20 protein-coding genes are annotated in these 15320 nt (G+C 60.2%); 11 read left to right on the forward strand and 9 right to left on the reverse strand.

The genetic code is table 11. The annotated features are described in order from the left end of the window. Window position 1 precedes the first annotated feature (1 nt). Window positions 2–658 (reverse strand): TetR/AcrR family transcriptional regulator, encoded by a 657-nt coding sequence (locus tag GW587_RS19250; protein WP_166106151.1) that lies wholly within the window; start codon window positions 656–658, stop codon window positions 2–4. 20 nt (window positions 659–678) lie between these two features. On the opposite strand from GW587_RS19250, the gene GW587_RS19255 reads away from it, so the two are divergent. From GW587_RS19255 to GW587_RS19265, 3 genes are read left to right on the forward strand one after another with little or no spacing between them, the layout of a single operon-like run. Continuing rightward, window positions 679–1467 carry a GNAT family N-acetyltransferase gene (locus tag GW587_RS19255; RefSeq protein ID WP_166106152.1) on the forward strand — a complete coding sequence of 263 codons (789 nt, stop codon included), beginning with the start codon at window positions 679–681 and terminating at the stop codon, window positions 1465–1467. A 59-nt stretch (window positions 1468–1526) separates the two neighbouring features. Continuing rightward, window positions 1527–2537, forward strand: a complete 1011-nt coding sequence (locus tag GW587_RS19260; protein WP_166106154.1) for a proline iminopeptidase-family hydrolase — start codon at window positions 1527–1529, stop codon at window positions 2535–2537. A 16-nt stretch (window positions 2538–2553) separates the two neighbouring features. Further along, window positions 2554–2856: a DUF1330 domain-containing protein gene (locus GW587_RS19265; RefSeq protein WP_166106156.1), complete on the forward strand. Its 303-nt coding sequence runs from the start codon at window positions 2554–2556 to the stop codon at window positions 2854–2856. Window positions 2857–2863: 7 nt separating this feature from the next. Here the strand turns inward: GW587_RS19265 and GW587_RS19270 are convergent, their stop codons facing one another. The 4 genes from GW587_RS19270 to GW587_RS19285 form a co-directional block, all read right to left on the reverse strand. After that, entirely contained in the window at window positions 2864–4807 is a 1944-nt protein-coding gene (locus tag GW587_RS19270; protein WP_166106158.1) for a cytochrome c/FTR1 family iron permease, read from the reverse strand. A 59-nt stretch (window positions 4808–4866) separates the two neighbouring features. Then, a complete protein-coding gene (locus tag GW587_RS19275; protein WP_166106160.1) occupies window positions 4867–5796 on the reverse strand; it encodes an NAD(P)/FAD-dependent oxidoreductase in 930 nt (309 codons plus the stop codon). 102 nt (window positions 5797–5898) lie between these two features. Further along, complete coding sequence (locus tag GW587_RS19280; RefSeq protein WP_166106162.1) at window positions 5899–6498, reverse strand: NADPH-dependent F420 reductase; 600 nt, start codon at window positions 6496–6498, stop codon at window positions 5899–5901. A 16-nt stretch (window positions 6499–6514) separates the two neighbouring features. Beyond that, window positions 6515–7249: an SDR family NAD(P)-dependent oxidoreductase gene (locus tag GW587_RS19285; RefSeq protein ID WP_166106164.1), complete on the reverse strand. Its 735-nt coding sequence runs from the start codon at window positions 7247–7249 to the stop codon at window positions 6515–6517. A 119-nt stretch (window positions 7250–7368) separates the two neighbouring features. On the opposite strand from GW587_RS19285, the gene GW587_RS19290 reads away from it, so the two are divergent. Then, on the forward strand, window positions 7369–7743 hold the full coding sequence (locus tag GW587_RS19290; protein WP_166106166.1) for a winged helix-turn-helix transcriptional regulator: 375 nt from the start codon (window positions 7369–7371) through the stop codon (window positions 7741–7743). A 48-nt stretch (window positions 7744–7791) separates the two neighbouring features. On the opposite strand, the gene GW587_RS19295 is transcribed toward GW587_RS19290, so the two are convergent. The 4 genes from GW587_RS19295 to GW587_RS19310 form a co-directional block, all read right to left on the reverse strand. Beyond that, window positions 7792–8205, reverse strand: a complete 414-nt coding sequence (locus GW587_RS19295; protein ID WP_166106167.1) for a GFA family protein — start codon at window positions 8203–8205, stop codon at window positions 7792–7794. An 84-nt stretch (window positions 8206–8289) separates the two neighbouring features. Then, window positions 8290–8931 carry an NADPH-dependent F420 reductase gene (locus GW587_RS19300; RefSeq protein ID WP_166106169.1) on the reverse strand — a complete coding sequence of 214 codons (642 nt, stop codon included), beginning with the start codon at window positions 8929–8931 and terminating at the stop codon, window positions 8290–8292. Between the two features lie 36 nt (window positions 8932–8967). Then, on the reverse strand, window positions 8968–9903 hold the full coding sequence (locus GW587_RS19305; protein WP_166106171.1) for an SDR family oxidoreductase: 936 nt from the start codon (window positions 9901–9903) through the stop codon (window positions 8968–8970). Then, window positions 9891–10571 carry an NADPH-dependent F420 reductase gene (locus tag GW587_RS19310; RefSeq protein WP_166106173.1) on the reverse strand — a complete coding sequence of 227 codons (681 nt, stop codon included), beginning with the start codon at window positions 10569–10571 and terminating at the stop codon, window positions 9891–9893. Before GW587_RS19310 ends, GW587_RS19305 begins: the two co-directional genes overlap by 13 nt. 136 nt (window positions 10572–10707) lie before the next feature. Between GW587_RS19310 and GW587_RS19315 the strand changes: the two genes are divergently transcribed. The 7 genes from GW587_RS19315 to GW587_RS19345 all read left to right on the forward strand — a co-directional run bounded on the left by GW587_RS19315 (window position 10708) and on the right by GW587_RS19345 (window position 14995). Continuing rightward, window positions 10708–11160 carry a winged helix-turn-helix transcriptional regulator gene (locus GW587_RS19315; protein WP_166106175.1) on the forward strand — a complete coding sequence of 151 codons (453 nt, stop codon included), beginning with the start codon at window positions 10708–10710 and terminating at the stop codon, window positions 11158–11160. Between the two features lie 165 nt (window positions 11161–11325). Then, window positions 11326–11919 (forward strand): DUF4240 domain-containing protein, encoded by a 594-nt coding sequence (locus tag GW587_RS19320; RefSeq protein ID WP_207393559.1) that lies wholly within the window; start codon window positions 11326–11328, stop codon window positions 11917–11919. Between the two features lie 17 nt (window positions 11920–11936). Beyond that, window positions 11937–12335: a GFA family protein gene (locus tag GW587_RS19325; RefSeq protein ID WP_371875621.1), complete on the forward strand. Its 399-nt coding sequence runs from the start codon at window positions 11937–11939 to the stop codon at window positions 12333–12335. Window positions 12336–13123: 788 nt separating this feature from the next. Beyond that, window positions 13124–13408, forward strand: coding sequence for a hypothetical protein (locus tag GW587_RS19330; RefSeq protein WP_166106179.1), 285 nt, complete (start codon window positions 13124–13126; stop codon window positions 13406–13408). Window positions 13409–13484: 76 nt separating this feature from the next. Beyond that, on the forward strand, window positions 13485–13928 hold the full coding sequence (locus GW587_RS19335; protein ID WP_166106181.1) for a hypothetical protein: 444 nt from the start codon (window positions 13485–13487) through the stop codon (window positions 13926–13928). 59 nt (window positions 13929–13987) lie between these two features. Beyond that, window positions 13988–14296: a DUF8220 family protein gene (locus tag GW587_RS19340; protein WP_166106183.1), complete on the forward strand. Its 309-nt coding sequence runs from the start codon at window positions 13988–13990 to the stop codon at window positions 14294–14296. Between the two features lie 429 nt (window positions 14297–14725). Then, the gene (locus GW587_RS19345) at window positions 14726–14995 is read left to right on the forward strand and encodes a hypothetical protein (protein WP_166106185.1); all 270 of its coding nucleotides are present in this window, start codon (window positions 14726–14728) and stop codon (window positions 14993–14995) included. Window positions 14996–15320: the final 325 nt, after the last annotated feature.

Genomic DNA, 15320 nt, shown 5'->3' on the forward strand with positions numbered 1-15320 from the left:
ATCAGTCCGTCGCGGCCTTGGCCAGCTCCGCGCTCAAGGCCGCGAACAGGATGTTCATGCCCGACTGGTAGATAGCATCGAGTTCGGTGACGCGCAGATGCGGCGCCACCGCCGTGATGCGCGGGAAGGTCTCCGGCTGGTTGAAGTTTTCCAAAATGATGGGCGCGGCGTCGGGCTGCCTGGCGCGGCTGCCGACTTCCGCGATCCCGGCGCCGACGGTGAAATTGGCCATCAGGCGGTAGTAGCAGGCGCTTTGCTGCGGCGTCAGGCCGGCTTCGTGGAACAGCTGCAGCAGCTGCTCGTAGAATTGCAGCGACGGCTGCGTGCGGAAACGGCGCGAGACCATGCTGAGGAAGGCGTGCGGATGCACGATCGCGATGGTGCGCAGCGCGTCGAAGGTGCGGCGCACCCGTTCCAGCGGCGTGCCCTCGGGCGTCAGCCTGGCCGCGACTTCGCCCAGCACGATGTCGAGTATGCCGTCGAGCAGCTCGGCCTTGTTGCGGAAATAGTAGTACATCGCCATGGCTTCGACACCGAGCACGCCGCCCAGTTTGCGCATGCTCAGCTGGTCGATGCCATGTTCGTCGATCAGCGCCAGCGCGACTTGGGCGATGCGGACCCGATCCAGTGGCTCCCCTTTGATCTTCTTATGAATCATTGATTTTTTTATCCAGAGTTATGCAAACAGATTATCGCATTATCGCCGAGTCTATTGAAACCGGGGCACGCCGCGATTTTTTCGCGGCGGCGCCGCCGCAGCTCGGGTGCGCCGCGCTGGATGTGCCGGGAACCACGGCCACGCTGCTGCGCGTCCAGGCCATGCCGTCGCCGATGATGAACAGGGTGGTCGGCCTGCCCGACGGCGCGCGCACCGCCACCGACACGCTGGACTGGATCAGGCAAGCCTACGGTGAGGCCGGCGTCGAGCAATTCTGGCTGACCGACTGGGAGCCGGTGCAGCCTGCGCCGCAGCCGGCGTGGGTGCTGTTGCTGCGCGACCTGAGCGACGCGGTGCCGGCCGCGTCGCCGGATGCAACGCTGCGCGTGCGCCTCGCCCGCGACGACGAGCGCGAACTCGGCGCCGGCATCCTGTGCCGCAGCTTCGGCATGCCCGCCATCGTGATTCCCTGGATGGCCGCGCTGGTGGGCCGGCCCGGCTGGCGAATTTACTTCGCCTGCGACGCCGACGACGCGCCGGTCGCCACGGGCGCGCTGTACATCGACGGCGAACGCGCCTGGCTCGGCATGACCGCCACCTTGCCGCAGGCGCGGCGCCAGGGCGCGCAGCACCTGTTGCTGGCCGCCAGGCTGGCGGATGCCAGGGGCGCCGGCTGTGTGGTCGCCGGCATCGAGACTGAAGCGCCGGGTGAGGGCGAGGTCAAGCCGGCTTTGAACAATATCCTCCGCGCCGGCTTCCGCGAAGTGGGCTTGCGACAAAACCACCTGTTCCACAGCAGCCCGAGCTGACTTTACACTGTAATATTCATCGTGTATGCTGCGGTTTTTTACAACGCAAGGTGAGTGTTATGGATCGTCGACATTTTCTCAGCGCTAGCGCCGCCACCGTGGCCGCCGTTGGCGTCAATTCCACCGCGAACGCGGCCGGCACGTCCGGCGGCGCGACCGTCGTCAAGGCCGACGGCCTGAATCCGCCCGGCATCCGCACCGCCGGCGTCAAGATGGTGCCGGTGGTCGGCGGCAAATACAAAGTGTGGACCAAGAAGGTCGGCAGCGGCCCGATCAAGGTACTGCTGCTGCACGGCGGCCCCGGATTCACGCACGAATACCTGGAGGCGATGGAATCCTTCCTGCCGGAGGCCGGCATCGAGATGTACTACTACGACCAGCTGGGCTGCGGCAACTCGGACCAGCCGGAGGACCCGTCGTTGTGGACGCTGCCGCGTTACCTGGAGGAGGTGGAGGAAGTGCGCGTCGGCCTGGGACTCGACAACTTCGTCCTGTACGGCCACTCGTGGGGCGGCATACTGGGGATCGAGTACGCGCTGCGCCACCAGAAGCACCTGCGCGGCCTGGTCATCGCCAATATGACCGCCAGCATCGATTCGCTGCTGCGCCATCTGGACGTCATCAAGAAACAGCTGCCGCCGGCGACGCAGGTCAAGCTGCAGGCGCTGGAAGCCAAGGAAGCCTACGACTCGCCCGAGTACGAGCAGATCATGATGGAGGAGCTGTATCCGAAAGTGATCTGCCGGACCGACCCATGGCCGGACGCCGTCAACCGCGTGTTCCGTCACGCCAATCTGAAGATCTACAACCAGATGCAGGGCAAGAGCGAGTTCCTGGTCACCGGCAACCTGAAGGGCTGGGATCGCTGGGATCGCCTGCACGAAATCAAGGTGCGCACGCTGACGATCGGCGCCACGCATGACGAGATGGATCCGAAGGACATGCAAAAGATGGCCAGGCTGATGCCGCGCGGCAGTTCGATGATCTGCCCGAAAGGCAGCCATCTCTGCATGTGGGACGACCAGGCCTACCACTTCGAGCACCTGTTAAAATTCCTGAAGACCGTCTAATCCCAAGGAGCCCCGCATGTCCGCTTACGTTATCTTTATCCGCGAAAACACCACCGACGCTGCGGAGATGCAGTTGTATGCGCAGACTGCGCCGGCCGCCCGCGCCGGCCACGACATCACCCGGGTCGCCTTCTACGGCGCGCTCGACGTGCTGGAAGGGCCGCCGACCGAAGGCGTGGCCATCCTGCGCTTCAACGACATGGACGCGGCGCGCGCCTGGTACAACAGCCCGGCCTATCAGGAAGCGCGCGAGCATCGCTTCAAGGGCGCCGAGTACCGCCTGCTGCTGGTCGAAGGCAGCGACGTGACGCCGGCGTAAGCAGGCATCAGGTTTTTTGCACCCTCATCGCCGAGAAACGGTTGTAGCCGAAGCCGCCAACGATGATGAGGAGTATGAGCGCCTGCGCGGCCAGCGTCTCCATGGTCGGCAGCACGCCGAGCAGATCAACGCGCGGGAAGTTGACCGGGGTGACGCCGATCCAGCCGGCTTCCTGCAACGCGGCCACGCCTTTGCCGATCAGGATCACCGCCAGCACCGCGACGAAGCCCGACGTCAACGAGAAGAACTTCCCGATCGGCATGCGCGCGCTACTGCGCAGCAAGACCCAGGCGATCATCCCCAACAGCACGATGGCGGCGACGAAGCCGGCCAGCAGCGCGCCGCCGTTGCCGTCCGCCGCCAGCGCCGAGTAGAACAGCACCGTCTCGAACACCTCGCGATACACCGCGATGAACGACAGCGCGAACAAGCCCCATGCCGAGCGACGGCTCATGGCCGCCGTCAACTTCTCGGCCAGATATTCCTGCCAGCGGCCGGCGCTGCTCTTCTGGTGCATCCACAAGCCCACGCTGAGCAGGACCAGCGCCGCGAACACCGAGCCGATGCCTTCGCTGACTTCGCGGCTGGCGCCGCTGATCGTCACCAGATAGGTCGCCGCCAGCCAGGTCAGGCCGCCCGCGACCAGCGCGCCGATCCAGCCGCCATGGACATAGGGTAAAACATCCTTGCGCTGCGCCTTGCGCAGGAAGGCGATGATGCCGATCACGATCAGCAAGGCCTCGACGCCCTCGCGCAACAGGATGGTCAGCGCGCCGACGAAGGTGGTCAGCGGATCGGCCTTGGCCTCGCCGATTTCCTTTTCGACCAGTGTGAACAGCTTGCGCAGCTGCTCCGCCGATGCGTCCGCCTCAACAACGCTGCCCTTGGCGACGGCCGAGCGATAAGCCAGCATCGCGTTTTCCACCGCGATCAACAGTGACTTGTTGCGGGCGCCGACCACCGGCTCGATCGGCTCAAAGCCATCAAGGTAGGCCGACAGGCCGAGCGTGGTCGCGGTGGCGCGATCGCCGGCATGCAGCGCCGTCAGGCTTTCCGCGAGACGCAGGCGCGACAGAGCGAGGCCGGACGGCTTGCTCGCTTCGGCGTCGCCCGGTTTGGCGCGCAGGTGGGCGATAAGGTCGCGCGCGGCCGCCTCGCCGGTGGCGGCGGCGATGGCTTCCTGCGTCAGCGTGGTCACGGCGGACAGATCCGGGAACAGCTTCCTTACCTTGGGATCGTTCTTCCACAGTTTTTCGCCGCGCGCGCGCGCCGCGTCGTCAAACGACAGGCCGCCGATGAAGAACGCCAGGTCCCAGCGGTCCGCCTCCGGCAGCGCGGAGAAACTCGGCATGGAAGTGCCCGACACGCCTTGCGACACCACCTGGAACAGCGCCATGACGCTGCGCGATTGGGCGCGCTGGCCGTCGGTGAAGGCGATCGGCTTGGGATCCAGGGTCGCGGCCAGCGCTCCGTCGCCGCCGCCGATGGCGCCGTGGCACGAAGCGCATTGCGCCGCAAACAAGGATGCGCCATGCGCAAGATTCGGCAGCGCCTTCGGCGCCAGCGGAATCGGGTAGGCCGCGATCAACAGCTCATTGGAGCGATGCGCCAGCCGCTTCACTTCGGTGGCATCGGCCTTGCGCACGACCGCCGCGCGCAATTCGGCGATCGCCGCCGACACGGCCGGCTTGGCGGGGTGATCGGGGAGGGCGGCGATCTGCTTGATCGCGTTGTCCGAGAAGTCCAGCATTTCGGCGTACTCGCCGTCGCTGACGACCTTGCCGTTTTCGACGGCGCCGCCGTAGTCGACCGCCAGATAATCAATCAACTGCCACAACTGCTTGGCGCCAGCGTTCTGCTCGCCTCCCTGCGCCTGCGCGGCGGCGGCCAGCCAGAAAGAAACAAGCAGCAGAGCAAAACAACGGAGCGTAATTTTCAGCGGGTTGAACATGATTCTCATTCTCATCGGTTAACTACGCGACTATAGGTTCAGCCAGTCGCCATGTCAACTCAGGGTGGCGGCGAAAGCAAGAGGTCATTACGTAGCGCCGTCGCGGCCGTCGCGGCTTGTGCGGTCGCGCGGCTGATCTGGTTTAGGCCGGCAACCACGTCGCCGATGGCATACAGGCCCGGCACGCCGGTGCGCTGGTGTTCGTCGACATGAAGGTAGCCGTCCTCATTTACCTGGGCCCCCAGCTCCTGCGCGATCCGCGAGGCGACCTGCGCGCCCAAAGCAGGATAGACCGCGTCGAAGGCCAGCTCCCCGCAATCGGTGGCAAGAATCAGCTTGTCGTGCTGCATGCGCGCCGACGCCACCGCGCCATCGACCACCGCAATGCCCGCGCCCGCCAGGCCGGCCCGCTGCGTGACATCCAGGTTGGTGGTCCCGTCCCACGCCAGCAGCGTCACGTCGTCCGTGTAGCTGCGGATGAAGGCCGCCTCGCGGGCGCCGTGCGCGCCGCGACCGATCACCGCTACCCTTCGGCCGCTCACCTCGAAGCCGTCGCAGATCGGACAATAACGAATCAGCCCTGCCGCGAGCGCCGCAGCGTGCAATTCGTCGTCAAGGGGCGGGCGGACGTCGCGAATGCCGGTGGCGAGAATCACCGTCGACGCCTCGATCAGGCCGCTGCTGGTACGGCACTGAAAGATGTCGCCAGATCGCTCCACCGTCGCCACTTCGGCGGTGGTAATTCGGGCGCCGTAGCGGACCGCCTGCTCACCAATGCGCTGGACCAGTTCGCGGCCGCTGATGCCGTCGGGGAAGCCTGGATAATTCCGTGTCAGCGGGATCGAAGCGGCCCGTCCCGCGCCGCGATCGATGACCTGGACGGACAGCCGGAAGCGCGCCAGGTAGAGCGCCGCCGTCAGTCCGGCGGGACCGCCGCCAATGACCAGGCAATCGACGCGCTGGCGATCCTGCCATAGGCCGCCCGTCATTGCGGAAATCCGTCCGGCTCGCGTCGCGCGGCCTTTCCGCAGGCCTGCGCCTTGGCAGCGCATCGATCACCCTGAATCATGGAATCGCTCCAGTCCCATTCATCAGTCAAACTTGACCAGGTCCTTGAAGATCAAATGTCCCCAGGTATTGCTGCCCCCCTGCACCAGCAGTCCGCCTTCGGCAAGCGCGCCGAGTTTGATCGGCGCAAAACCGAGCTGCTCCGCCAGTGCCGCGATCTGGTCCGCTGCGCCGTCATCATCGCTGGAGAGGAACACGACCCGCCTGCCACCATGCACGGCCGGATCCTGGCCGAGCACGGGTGCGCCCAGATGGTTGAAGCCCTTGACCACTTTGCCACCGCTGAAGGCCTGGGCGACTACCGCAGCGGATGACCGTCCTATCAGCTCCTCGGCAGGCGCGCCGTAGGCATTGGTCACATCGACGATGGTCTTTCCCTGCCAGGACGGCAGCGCCTTCGCGACATCCGGGTGCGATTCGTAACGAACGGCCAAAAAGATGATGTCCGCCTTAATGGCTTGCGCCAGCGTGGTGGGAATAATCTGCGGCCCGATTGCGGCGGCATCCGCAGCGAAACTTTCCGGATCGCGCGTGGTGGCGACGGAAACTTCGATGCCGGATCTGGCGAACGCCTTGGCGAGCGCGTGGCCGATCTTGCCGAAGCCGATAATTGAATAAATCATCAATAGTCCTTGGTGGTTAGACTTGCGCCAGGCCGCCATCGACGGCGACCTCGCTGGCTGTCATGAAACTGCTGTCCGACGACGCGAGAAAAGCCGCCACTGCGCCGAGTTCGGCGGGATCGGCCATGCGCTGGAGCGGCGTCATCATGCCGTAGGCTTTCTGGCCTTCCTCGCCCAGCGCCGCCTTCGCCAGTTCGGTTGCCGTGGGACCGGGCGAGAGGACGTTGATCCGGATGCCGCTGCCTTTCAGGTCCAGCGCAAAGGTCTGCGCCAGGTTGCGCACGGCCGCTTTGCTCGCGCCGTAGGCGCCGAAACCCGGGGCACCCGTGGCGCCGGCGCTTGATCCGGTCAGGATGATCGAACCGCCCGGTTTCATCAGTGGCAGCGCCTTCTGCACCGTGAAAATGGTCCCTTTCACATTGGTGTCGAAGGTCTCGTCGATGTGCTCGGCGGTGATCTGGCCGAGGGGCAGCGGGCCACCCGCGCCGGCATTCGCCAGCACGATGTCGAGGGTGCCGCGCTCGGCCTGTACCGCGGCATAGAGCCGGTCCAGGTCGGCTTGGTTGGAGACCGAGCCCTTCACCGCGCGGGCATTGGGCCCGAGTTCAGCCAGCGCCGCGTCGAGCGCCTCCTGGCGGCGGCCGAAGATGAAAACGAAGGCGCCTTCCTCAATAAAGCGCTTTGCTGCGGCGAGGCCGATGCCGGTTGCGCCGCCGGTGATGACTGCGGTCTTTCCATTCAATCTGGTCATGGTGTATTCCTATAAGTTGTGGGGAGGCAGGGAGCTGCTCCTTGACTCCACTATGCGGTCCTGCTAACCTAAGGTCAAGTATGCACTTTTAGGTAAGTACCAAAAATAAGGATGGAAAAATGAGCACGCTTCCCCAAACCTGCGGCGCAGTCACCACCGCCGGCCCCGACTTTTCCTGTGGGCTCGACGCGACGCTGCGCATCATCTCGGGCAAATGGAAACCGCTGATCCTGTTTTTCCTGCGCGATGGCCCCAGGCGTTACGGCGAGCTCAAGCGCTTGATTCCGGGCGTCAGCGACAAGGTGCTGATACAGCAGTTGAAGGACCTGGAGGCCGATCGCGTGCTGGCGCGGACCGACTACAAGGAAGTGCCGCCGCGCGTGGACTACGCGCTGACTCCGCTCGGCCGCAGCCTGGCCGAGGCGATCGTCCCGCTATGTACCTGGGGCACCGAGCACATGTCGGAAATGGCCAGCATCTTCGCCGGGCGCTAAAAGACCGGTATGGACGCCCAGCCAGGCGCGTGCCGCGACCCGCCAAGTTCACAGCAGGCGCGTGTCGGCCGGCGCATGCTTGAGGTCGTCATGGCGGCCATCTTGATATTTCAGTGTCCTGGCGAGTACGTCGGCCTCTTCCTCGAAACCGTCCAGTGTGACGATCGCCACTGCGTAGAACGTGCCGTCGATACCCTTCGCGAAGGTGCGGACACCACATGTCTTGCAGAAGCGGTAGTAAAGGTGGGAGTCCGTTTTGCCAGCGGGTATCCACGTGTAGTCGGCCAGATGGTCTTCGCCTTGTCCCATCTTAAAATCTTCCGACGGCACGATCGCAAACCATAAGCGCGACTTGGTGCAGATCGAGCAGTTGCAGCGTGTCGTGCCTTTTTCGAAGTCGATGGCGGCCTCAAAGGTGACAGCGCCGCAATGGCACGCGCCGTGATACGTTTTCTTCGTCATGATATTTCCTTCCGTTCTAAGTAGGTCCCTCGCGACCCATCGCCGCAGGTAGATTCCTGACGATCTGGACGTTCGCCTGGGTGCTCATCGCTTCGGGCCGATATCGACGTGCATGGCGATGTCGAAGGTGCCGGCGCCGTTCTTGGCCAGTCCGATCATCAGCAAGCCGAGCGACTCGAGCGTCTGCGCCATGTGCAGGGCGCCGATATCCAGCGGCCGCAGCCCGAGACTTTCAAGGAAGGCCGCGACGCGCGCCTTGGCCCCGGCATCGTCGCCCGCCATGAACGCGTCGAGCTGCCCACCCTTGGCCAGGACCGGGCCGAACAGGGTGTTGAACGCCTTCACGACATGCGCGCCGGCGGCAAGGCCTTTCGCCGTTTCCTGCGCGCCGGAACTGCCGCTGGGCGTGACGAGGCCGGAGAGGTCGGATGCGACCGGGTTGGTGATGTCGATGACTACCTTGCCTGTCAAAGCTTCGCCGAAATCGGCGATCACAGGCGCGGCACCGCTGTACGGCACGGCGAGGATGACGATGTCGCCCGTGGGTGTGGCGCCGTAGGTCCCGGTGGTCGCGCCGGCACCCAGCTGGCCGGCAAACGCCTGCGCCTTGGCCGGGTCGCGGACGATGACCTCAACCGTCTGTCCTGCCTTGATGACGCGCCCTGCGATCGCCGTGGCCATGCCGCCGGCGCCGATGATGCTGATGATGTTGTTGGAAGTGCTCATGTGTCGTTTCCTCTTTAGTCGATGAGACAGTGCCGGTCAGGCAGGGAAGTAGTGGCCGTTGTCCATATCGGCGAACAGGCCGGGTTGCTTCGGCTCCCAGCCCAGGGCCTGGCGCGTAATCAGGTTCGATGCCGGGAGATCGAGCGTGACCAGGTTCGCCAGGAAACCGTAGTACCCCGGCAGCATCAGGACGTCCAACGGAATGCTCACGGCAGGCACGCCCAGACGAGTGCCTATGGCTTCGGCGATGGTACGGAATGGAACGCTTTCACCCTCGATCCCGTGCCAGGTTTTGCCAGCCTCCCCCTTTTCCAGCGCCAGGCGGAACAGGGTGGCGAGGTCGCGGGCATGCACGGCGGGCCACACGTTCGCACCATCTCCCGGATAACCGATGAGGCCCTTTTCCTTCGCCAACCCGATCAGCAAGGGGAGGAATGCGACGTCGGTCGTGCTGTGCGCGATGGTAGCAATGCGCACAACGGAAGAGCGCACGCCTCGTTTTGCGAGGTCGATGACGGCCCGCTCGACTTCGTTACGCACCCGCAGCGTCCCCTTGTACGCCGGGCCGCCTGGGACGGCCGGGTCGTCCTCCGTCGCGGGACGGCCCAGCTTGTCCCAGCCGGGCGAGCCGATGCTGCCCGACACGACCAGTGGCTTGCCGGTGCCGGCCAGCGCCTCGCCGTACGCGAGCATTACCTGAAGCTCGGCGGCGGCCACGGCGTCGAGCCCGCCGGTGGGCAGCAGGTCTTGCCGGTGCGCGACGTGAATCACGCCGTCCGCCGCCGCTGCCGCCGCCTTCAGTCCCTCAAGGTCGGAAATATCCCCGCGCCGAACCGTGGCGCCGAGTGCTGCCACCGCAGCTGCAGCTTTGTCCGAGCGGGCCAGGCCCGTTACTTCGTGTCCGGCCGCGATCAGGTCGGGGATGATGTACGAACCGATATGGCCGGTTCCGCCAGTAACTAAAACGCGCATGTGCTATTCCTTGTGAGTGATTGAGAAGGTGGTGCTACGGGGAGGCTGACCCCGATTGAGAAATTGGTGTGCTTGATAGCGTTGGCGAGCAGACCTAGTGACAGAAGGCAGACGTGCTCCAGTGTCCGCGCCATCGGCAGCGGTCCGATATCCATAGGGCGTAGTCCGAGGCTCTCGATGAACGCCGCGACGCGTGTCTTCGCCTGCGCGTCGTCTCCCGCGATGAACACATCCAACGGGCGGTTCTGGAATGAACCGGCAGCCAGGACGTGGGAGAACATCGTGTTAAAGGCCTTGACGACGACCGCATCGGCAGGCGCGGCCCTGGCGATTTCCAGCGCGCCGAAACTGTCGACGGGCGTTACAAAGCTCGTGAAGTCGGCCGCCACGGGGTTGGTGATGTCAACCAGGAGCTTGCCTGCCAGCGCGGCGCCATACTGCCTGACCACGTCCAGAACGGCGGCGTACGGCACCGCCAGGATCACGATTTCCCCGAGCGGGATGGCGCCGAAGTCGCCTGTCGTCGCGCCGGCGCCGACCTGTGCTGCCAGCGCCCGCGCCTTGGCCGCGTCGCGGGTGATCACCTCGACGCTGTGTCCGGCCTTGGCGGCAAGGCCTGCAAGCGCTGCGGCCATGCCACCCGCTCCGATAATGCTGATAGTGCTCATGTTTGATTCCTGGCCGTCACGGACGCGATCGGGTGACCGCGTTCAACTTGAGGCCATGGTATGCATTTCACTTGTAAAAAGCAAGTGAAATGGTGAAATTTTACTTGCGAGGAGCAAGTGATGTTAAGATCCGCTCATGAAGACGACGAGTAAGAAAGACCTTCGGTCGCATTGCGCGGTGAACTACGGCGTGGAGATTTTCGGCGACCGCTGGTCGCTGTTGATCATTCGCGACATCGTTTTTGTTGGCAAGAAGACGTATGGCGCGTTCCTGAAATCGGAAGAGGGGATCGCGACCAATGTTCTGGCCTCCCGCCTGGCGTTCCTTGAGGAGCAGGGAATTTTGTCGCGGGCGCCCAGCCCCGATGGGCGTAAAGATTTTTACACGCTGACCGAAAAGGGCCTGGACCTGATACCTGTCATGCTGAGCATAGTCCTGTGGAGCGCGCAGCATGACGCGCAGTCGTACGTGCGCGGTCAGAAGGAATTCATCGCACGAATCAGTCAGCAGCCCGCGCAAGTAAGCGAAGAGGTGAAAGCGCTGGTTCGCAATGGAGGATGTATATTCCCCGATGGCGATTATGAGTAAGGGCGAGCCCCGTGTGAGAATGCCGCCGATGACTGAAAAAATTTCCCATATCATGGCTGGACTTATGTTGGCAGGCTTCAGCCAACTAGCAGCTTCCGTCGGACTCCCGACATCATCCGAGGAGCTGACGAAGCTCTACGAAGCACGCAAGCCAAAGAAATAAGCATGAGTTTTCAACGTCGCGCCATCCTTCACGCCGTGAGTCTGCTCGCGCTGTGGGGATCGGCATTATCAATTTTCGCTGCCCCGGTTGCTATTCCTATGGATGAAAAAAAATTTTGGCGTATTGTCGATGCCGTGAGAGCAGATGCCGGTGACGACTTCGAGTCACGGCCTTTGGTCTTGCAAAAGCACTTGGCGTTGTTTGAGCCCGAAGAGATTCAGCGCTTCCAGCAACGCTACGAAGCCCTGCTGCTCGAAGCGAACAGCTGGAGTCTATGGGGCGCCGCCTGGCTCATGAACGGAGGCTGTTCCGATGACGGATTCAAATACTTCCGCGACTGGCTGATTTCCGAAGGCGAGGAGACATTCAAGGCCGCGCTCGCGAAGCCGGATTTCCTCGCATCATTGCCGCGTCGCGAATATTTCGAGTTGGAAGCATTCGGTTATGCCGCCCTGAAGGCTTACGCCGCAAAGGGCGCGGGGGAATTAGACCGCGACTTTAAAGTAGAATACGCCGTCACAGCGGGAGAAGAATGGGAGGAGTCGGATCTGCCGACGTTGTTCCCCGCGCTGTCGGCCAAATATCCCCGGAATTAATCGATCTTGGAGCGCGAGTGAAAACTTACCATGGCAGCTGCCATTGCGGTGCCGTGCGAATTGAGGCGGACATCGACCTTAGCCAAGGCACCATCCGCTGCAACTGTTCCATCTGCGCGAAGATCAGATTCTGGCCTGCGATAGTAAAACCCGACGCGTTCCGATTGTTGTCCGGCGAGGCCGATCTCACCAAATATCAGTTCCTGACAAAGACCGACCAGCATTTGTTTTGCAAACACTGTGGTGTACGCCCGTTTGGAATCGGCCGCTCGCCGCGATGGGGCGAGTTCTACGCGGTCAATCTAAGCTGCCTGGACGACGTCACACCCGAAGAACTCGTGAACGCACCAATCACCTACCTGGACGGCAAAAACGATAATTGGGATACACCGCCGACTGAAGTGCGCCACCTGTAGACTTTTATTGATGACCTGCTACCCCAAATTAGTAAGATGCTGAGCTAGGCTCCGTCAATTGGGAGGCAGGCATGAAAAAGCGATTTACAGAAGAGCAGATCATTGCGGTAATCAAGGAGGCCGATGCCGGTACCGAGGTGTGTGATCTGAGTAGGAAGTACCCGCTATGTCGCAAGAGCTGGACTATAGCAGCGCTTAGAGTTCCTGGTGAAAGCTATATGCTAGTAGGAGGAGCTTCTGCTACGGGCGCTCTCGGCCGAGCGTGAGAATCAGTGAGTTTTTCAACTCAGCAAGCTGCTATTCTGAACGCCGTCGACCGGTTGAATCCGTGGCTCAAAGTGGCACTTTGCGGTTACGCGAGAAGAAGCGCTATTGTATATTTGACAAATGTGGGGATAAAACTCATGAATGCAATTTTCGTGAAGTATGTATATATCTTTTTTCTTTCAGCGCTCGCATCACTTCTACTTTTTTCGTTCGGCAAGATATCCCGTCCTGATATTTTAATGAGCCTCGTACTTCTTTTTATTTTCGGAAGCGTTTGCACACGTATCGAGAATTTTGCGAAGTTCATCGTTCGGAAAAATGATTAAAACAAAAAAATAACTAAAGATACGCTGCGTTTGGGAAAACGTACTTGCATTCAACACAGAGGAGATATGAGAAAAATGCTGGTTGCAGCGCTGCGAAAGTTAGCTCAAAATATTGGATTAGGACAGCTCTAGTTAGGGCTGTTGCCGCTCAGGCCGTAAGCGGTCAATTTCAGGCGGTGGAAACGCGAGGGTAAAGTGAGCAAAACAGGGTTTTCGCTTTGTGGAGGTTATGCTGCCATAATCGTCGGCTGCGTAAGCTATGCTTTCCTTGGCGGCTTAGATACGAAGAGCCGCTTTATGTTTTTGCAGATTCCAATTGTGCTTCAATCGGCGCTTGCCGACAAGCTTGGTTTGTTGGGAATGCTAGAAAATATTTCATGGATTTCTGCATATATTATTTTTGGCGGTCCGATTTTTGCCATACTGTACGTTATCGGAATCATGCTGGACTCGGCCCGTACAGCTAAAAATTCCACATAAATATTTCTAGAACGTCTGATATTGAGGAACTGAAATCGGCCAAGAACGGACACCCGAATAGCTAAATCAATACCATATGAACGATAAAAATATAGACCTGCCTTATCAAGTTGCAGAGAAGGCTAATTTGGCTCCAGCCCAATTCCAAGAGCGTGCCGGTGGACGACTCGATTACTCAGAACAGCGCATTGAGATGATTAATGAGATGCTTGCTGAGGCTTCTCTGCTCACTAGTTGTCAGATGACCGAAACGGACCAAAAGGAACTGGTCCAACTGTTCGGCTCATACATCCTTGAGGTCGCGAGGCGCGAATTTGGTGGATCCTACAAGTGGCATGAAGGTCGTGACCAGCCTGTGCTCGTAGTCGAAGAGCCGGAATTCAGTGTGGCAATCATTATTTTCGATAAAGCATTTGGGCGACTGTCTGGCGATACGGCCGACAACCTCGCATTCTTCTTCCGTGGATTCGTCGATAGGGTCGAGTCCGCAGTTCCGGGGGCAAATGCGCTCTATTGCTGACGAGCAATCTGCAATCGGCCAAAAGCAGCTGGTCAAAATAACCATGAGTTAAGACGAAAATGAAAAATATTCAGATTTTTGATGGTGCTGAAAATGCGGTGTACGATATCTTCGCTGCAACCGATGAAGAGTTCGCTCTCATTTTCTCCCCAAGTACCGATGTCGCATTTATAGATGAAGTGTACGAGCAGCAGTCTGCTGAGATTTTGGACACCATCTTCACAGCAATATGGCAACGTCGAGTACAAAAGAGTCAAGCGATGGGAATTCACGGAATTCTCTTCTACGAAAACGAGCACAAGAAGGTTTACTACCCTACTCGTCGCGATGAAGAAGCCGTCAATCCAGAGGGCTCCCAGCTGCGATGAGATGATGCTCCATGGACGGCACAAACCGGCCAAAGCCGCCGTTCAAAACGTGGTGCAGGCTTGACTTATTTGTCTTGTGAATTGGAATTGTCATTATGTGTTTTTGCGTGTAGTTCCATGATTTAGAGGTCCTTCGTGCGGCTGGAGCGAAAAGAATCAAAGACAGCCGCCAATTGAAGAAGTCGTTAGCCGTGGTTTCCAGGCATTTGGACGGTGAGCATAAACTCTATCATCTCACGACATGCCGTCAGCTCTGGCAAGGTAGTCGGGCGTGAAATCGGGGCAACGAGGAATATGTTTTCAGATATTCGTGAGAACATTGTTCCGGACTTATAGTACTGTTTGCCAACTTACGGTATGGACGAGAACGGCCACAAGCAGACGGAGCTCTTTGGTATGTCAACCAATCTAAGTTAATCCATTAGCCACATGTCAAATAATTCGTTAATCGCTCGTATTCAAGCCAGCTTGGAACTGCTGGAGGCGCATCAATCCTCTGCACGCGTCCTTGCTGATTCTATTAGAGGAAATGGAAAGGCATTAGAAGCGATGCCTTATGTCTTGATTAAGGAGATGGAAGATATGGCTATGGACCTCGACATCGTTCAATGGCAAGATGAGGACGGATTTTTACCGGAGCTTGGTCCCATTTTCATCCGGGTTCGAGACTGGCTATCGAAACTGCCCCGTGATGTTTGAGGGCTGCGTGTTGCGCGTATTCGGCGAACATCTTGATATTGATGGTCTCGTTCAAAGTCAAAAATTAGTGCCTGTTGTGGCCTGGAGGAAAGGACAAGAACGGATTTTGAGGGGCCGATTTCATAGCGATTCGGGCGCTAATTTTGATGTTAGCAGTGTCGAAGATGAAGATTTTTTTGGCTCAAGTTTCGGATGTAGAAGCTGAGATAGCCCCCTGATTCACCGTACACGGCCTATGCGCTATTCTTACGGATAGGAATAGGACTGTGCATATGACTAGGAACAAGCAAACAATCGAGGTTGTAACGGTAAGCGAAGAGCGCCG

Source organism: Duganella aceris, from assembly GCF_011090165.1.
GTDB classification, from domain to species: domain Bacteria; phylum Pseudomonadota; class Gammaproteobacteria; order Burkholderiales; family Burkholderiaceae_D; genus Rugamonas; species Rugamonas aceris.